Origin of the sequence: Photorhabdus viridis, from assembly GCF_040256935.1 — a bacterium.
GTDB classification, from domain to species: domain Bacteria; phylum Pseudomonadota; class Gammaproteobacteria; order Enterobacterales; family Enterobacteriaceae; genus Photorhabdus; species Photorhabdus viridis.
Window position 1 is genome coordinate 1 of record NZ_JBEJZY010000088.1, and the last position, 5,952, is coordinate 5,952.

The 5,952-nt window shown below is 43.2% G+C and carries 2 protein-coding genes; both read right to left on the reverse strand.

The features are described from left to right. A partial coding sequence (locus ABR397_RS21615; RefSeq protein ID WP_407072894.1) for an amino acid adenylation domain-containing protein occupies positions 1 to 3,411 on the reverse strand: 3,411 nt, incomplete at its 3' end. Between the two features lie 1,420 nt (positions 3,412 to 4,831). Then, positions 4,832 to 5,182, reverse strand: a complete 351-nt coding sequence (locus ABR397_RS21620) for a hypothetical protein (RefSeq protein ID WP_350307518.1) — start codon at positions 5,180 to 5,182, stop codon at positions 4,832 to 4,834. Positions 5,183 to 5,952: the final 770 nt, after the last annotated feature.

Below are 5,952 nucleotides of genomic sequence, written 5' to 3' on the forward strand. Positions count from 1 at the left end.
CTCGCCAATCGGCCCGTCAGCCGGGTCCAGAGTCAGTTTAGCGACCGATAAAGGCGCCTGACGCCAGACCACCTGCGCCGGTGCAGATAATCCCTGCCAGATAAACGCGGTCCGCAGGATATCATGGCGATCAACCACCTGTTGCATCGCCGCCAGATAGCGATCCAACAGCGCCCGGTCAGCAAAAATCATCGGATAGGCCAGCAGATAGGGGTCACCTTCCTTCGCCAGCAGATGATGGAACAAGATGCCGTCCTGCAACGGCGACAGGGCATAGATATCCTGCACATTAGCAATCCCGCCGGGCACCTGCTCAACAATGTGGTCAATTTCTGGCTGAGTCAGATCAATCAGCGGCAACATCTCCGGCGTCAGTGTCATCGTCGCCGGGGTGATGACATTAGCCGGCGCCATCACCGCCCGATGTTGCCCCAACATTCGGGCAAGCCCGGACAACACCGGAGATTGGAATAAATCTCGGGCAGCCAGCGTCAGCCCAAGCTGGCGCAGGCGGTCAATCATCCGTAAGGCAAACAGTGAATGCCCCCCCAGCGCAAAGAAGCTGTCATGCCGGCTAATTCGCTCAATGCCTAATAACTCACGCCAGATAGCCGCTAATGCGGTTTCCACCTCCCCCTGCGGCGCTGCGTAAATCTGCCGGGCAAAAGCCTCTTCACCCGGCATCGGCAGCGCCCGACGATCCAGTTTGCCGTTTGGGGTCAGCGGGAAAACATCCAGACGCACAAAGGCCGCCGGCACCATATAATCCGGTAAAATGGCGCTCAGGTGAGTACGCAGACAATTAACCAACTCTTCATCTGCTTCTGCTACCACATAAGCCGCCAGACGTTTATCCTGACCGTCACCCAGCGCCAGCACAACCGCCTCACGCACCGCAGAGTGTGCTGTCAACCGGGCTTCAATTTCTCCCGGCTCAATCCGGAATCCACGAATTTTAACCTGCTGGTCATTACGACCCAGAAACTCCAGATTACCGTCTGGCAGATAGCGGGCCAAATCCCCAGTGCGATACATGCGTGCCCCCGGTTTATCGCTAAACGGATCGACAAGGAAACGTTCCGCCGTCAACTCAGGGCGATTAAGGTAACCACTGGCAACACCATCTCCACCGATATAAATCTCACCGGCTCCCCCCAACGGCACTGGCTGACCATAAGCATCCAGCAGATAAACCCGCGTATTGGCTATTGGTCGGCCAATGGGGATCCGGGCCACTCCCTGCGGTAACGCCGTAATACGGTAGATGGTGGTAAAAGTGGTGCCTTCACTCGGACCATAGCCATTCAATAATTGTTGTGGTGGGCTATCACGCAGAACCTGGGCAATGACATGCGGATCGAGGACATCTCCGCCGACAATCAGGATCTTGAGCTGCGGAAAAACCGGAGACAACGCTGTCGCCAGCCGGTTAAACAGCCCGACACTCAGCCATAACACTGTAATGCGATGAACCTGCAATGCCTGAACAAACTCTTTTGGCGTCAGTACAGTCGCGTGATCAATCACCACCAGCACGCCACCATTGAGCAACGGCGCCCAAACTTCAAACGTGCTGGCATCAAAAACTGGGTTAGCCTCAAAAGCCACCCGGTCATCCGGCCCAATTTCGGCATAGCCATTATTGATAACTAGCCGAACCACCGCCCGATGCGGCACAACGACTCCTTTTGGCGTACCGGTCGAGCCGGAGGTGTACATGATATACGCTGACTCGGTACTGGACCGGGGTAAATGAGGATTAAAACACGCATCTTCCCTGTACGTGCCTGTCTCAGCGGAAAGATGGAATAACGGCGCAGTCAGGCCAACCGGGACATCATCCTGATCATTAATGAGCAACAATTTGGCTGAACAATCGCTTATCAGCCAGTTTTTCCGTTCATCCGGCACACTCGGATCGATCGGTACATAAACAGCACCTGCCTTGAGGATAGCCAACTGAGCCACCACCAGTTCAATGGACCGTTCTAACAAAATAGCCACATGGTCATCCGGGCAAATCCCCTGTTCAATCAGTTGATGAGCCAACCGGTTAGCGCGGGTATTCAGTTCCGCATAACTTAGGGCCCTATTTCCGGCTATCAGCACTGTCGCTTCCGGGGTTTTCTCCGCCTGTTGTTCAAACAACTGATGAATACATAACTGGTCAGGATATACCGTTTCCGTGGCGTTCCAGGTTTCCAGCAGTAGCGTGCGTTCAGCCTCAGACAACAAATTGAACTGCCAGACAGGAATGTCCTCCTCCTCCCCTGCCAACGATGCCAGCACTTGTAAATGTTCACTCATTCGTTGAACCGTTTCCGCTTTCAGACGATTTGCATCGTAGATCCAGCGAAAACTACCCTGAGTATTCATCTGGAGTGTCAGCAATTCACCTAACGCGTTCTGCTCCCACGGTCTGTCATCCGGTATTACAGAGACCGTAATCCGCCACGGCCGGCTTGTTGCTAATGCCGGGATAGCGCGCAGTGAAGGAGAGCGTGAAAGGAGATCACGACAAAATGTTCGATGCTGCGCCAGCCGGGTAAGCTCATCATTTATCCAGTTCGCTACCACACACCACGGCTGATCAAACGCCACCTCAATACTCATTGGCACCACCGGCGCCAAACCAGACAACATACCCAGTTCATCTTTTGCTCTCTCCACACACCAACCGATTTGGAATTCGGTCTGATGAGTCAAACGTGCGAGATAAATGGCGAATGCCTGCAACAATGTCCGCAATGGGGCTTCTTCACCATTTTTTAACTCTTCACTGTTTTTCAACAACGGGGGTTGCCAGTCACTACATACCCATTCAGGTTCTACCGACTCTCCGGCAGTTTCGAAAGGCAATTGAAGCGGCAGTAAAGAGGCAAGACGCTCACGCCAGAATGATTCACTGGGCGCAAGTATCTGGAGGGTATCTTTTACACTCTGAGCCTGTTGTGGGGAAAGCAGAGGCAACTGCGTACCGGGCCTGAATTCTGATATACCAGCAAGCTCCCCGGCAGACAGTAATTTGCCCTCAAGTGTGGCGAAACCGCCGATCCGAACATCCTCACTGCCGGTTGTGACCTGCCAGGCATCTTCTTCTATCGCAATCAAGGTACCGGGTGCGCCCACAGAACAGCGCTCCAGCCGTTGAAGCCAAGAAATCCGCACTGTACCCTGATTCAGTAACAGCTTCGGGCAACCCAGTGGATTTAAGTAATTTTCACCAAAATCTAACGCCCGTACCAAAGCTGAAAGTACCTCAGCCTGCTGCTGCCAGCACAGATATCCCCCGCAATCGGGGCGACGTGACAGAATAGGTATATTTTTTACGTTATTAGTTATATTTTCTGACGTCTGAGAGAGAAGTTCGGTTTTAAGGGTACTTTCCACTTTAACAATGTTATCTTTCATCTACGACCTCAATAAATCTGTTAGATATTTAGCAACTGTCACTCTCGACAGTTACCACAAGTGTTTTGTCCCACTTATCCTAGGCGGAATAAAAACGGCCACTTTTAAACATCAATTAAGATACTCAGGCAACGCTTTATCTCTAAAACTGGGTATAAATAATCGCTTCATTAGCCATTCTGTAACGATAACTTTCCTAATAACGGAATAAATGATTCATTTATGGGACATAAACACACACTCTACTTCATCCCGGTTTTTATATAATCACTTTTGATCAATGCTTAATTCCATGATTTAAACCAGAATCATCAACGACTATTCTATTAACATGAACTTACTTCTGTAACTTATTACAAAATAAGGATTCCCAGCCGAACAAATAGCAAGTAAAATGCCGCATCAAATTCATTTTTTTAAACATTTCCAAAGGAACCCTGTATACTTAATTACTTTAAAATATAAATTCAGGCTAAAATTAATTTAATCATACTCTATTTTATAATAATAATCCTATATAATTAATATAGAAGTTAATTATCTTTATCTTCATGAGAAAATAATTTTCAATTAAAATCAATCTAACCATATATTATTTTATTATAATATAGCTAAGATCAGCATTGATGCAATAGCGTCTTAATCATTAAGCAACATATTCGAAAATAGCCCCTCTTTGATATGAATTATCAGATATTAAACGATATTTATCGTCGCATAATGTAAGCAGAAATAAAGCCTTATACTGTTTAGCTTGTAAACATCAGTGAACATTACATTAAAGTAATTTTCCGCCACAATCAGTGCCAAAGGAGGCTGCTAAAATCCACTACGGCTTGAGTAGTTAAAAATGGCATTGTATATATCTCACTTAGATTAAACTAAGATGTTATATACCCATCAGATATATAATATACATCGAGAAAATTTAAAACGACTTAAAAATTATTAATCTATTTAATAGGTAAATAATAAGATATTTATAGATATCATATAACCCTTTTCTATCCCTGCATTTAATTTTCCGATTCGGCTTCATATTCCTTGGTAAACAACACCCTGCTTATTCAGTTTTCTACTCCAATCATATTATTCACTGCGAGAAAACACCTGATTATCAGCCTGCTTGGGTTATACTCTTTTGTTAACTGTCCTTCTTAAAGTTTTTACTTATAGTTAGATCCGCCTTAAATAAAAGTTTTAATATCTCTGTATTTGCGCTTTTAAATAGTCATGGCAGGATTAGGTAAAATAATCAAGGGATAGAATCACCGATAAATGCATTAAACATAATAGTGAATAGGTCGTTTTTGTTCATACTGTACCTTTTAAAAATTCGGCATTAATAGAGCACCTGTTTTTTACCCTCAGTTGATTAATCACTGAAAAAAATCAGCTTGCGATTGTTAAAAAACTCATCTCAGAATAGATTACTTGTATCATATTTTAGGCTTTTATTGAGTGCGCAGTAAAAAAAGACAACAATCACTGGCCAAATAAATACCAGAATCGAAATCCATAATGACCAATTCCATACATCTACAGCCAGAATCAAGCTAAATGTAAAAATAACAAGAATAAATGGTAAAAACTTAACAATTAGAGCGAAAACGTAAATAGATACAATAGCAGTAGCCACTTTGGCTGGAATAGTCCACCACTCCAAATAAACACTAAAAATATAATCATTAAGCGTCAATACCTGCATCATGACAGTAAAAAAAGAAGAAAGTACAATAATCGCTATAATAACATTGAAAAATTTTCTCATCTCAAACCAACCCTATAATCATTAGATTAAATCAAAATCACGTTAATCTGGTGGAGGAAGTTCATAGCCTGTTTAATAATCATTAAACAATCACAAAATGGCAAGAAAAATTTTCATTTTTTTAAAATTTACAAAAATATAAATTTGTAATAAAGTGTTATATATTGTAACAAAGTATTACAAACTCAGTACGAATTCAATTATCGTCAATTTGTTAAATGATAAAAACGATAGCAACATTCCCTTTTTTCATAAAACAATCCACGATATATAAAACAATTTTGAATTCATTTATATTCCCTAAAACCACCATAAAAAACATATAACATATTAATTTTTAATTAAAAAAATATACTTACCACAATCTATCATGATAACTAATAACACCATCTATTTAGTCGTTTCATTAATAACTTATCCTGGTAGATTCAAATAAAAATCCAATTAGTTAGTTTATTAATATTATCAATGTGGGAATATAACAAGATTTAATTTATCTATTTGAAACAAAGAGATATAACAAAAAAATAGCCCACATTCTGTGAGCCATTTTTAAAGTTGCCTCTTGGCACCTTCTTTAGAGTCCTTTCTGCTCCAGTTTCTGCACTATTGTCATCAGTACCTCCTCATACCTCGGGGACTGTTCTGACAGTCGTCGTAACATCCTCTTTTAACACGGATCGTTGAATGTTGATTAAAAACTCTCAACATGAGTTAGTGGCGTATTTGCTCAAGTTCGTTCTGGCTCAACCCGGTCGTTTTCATTATCG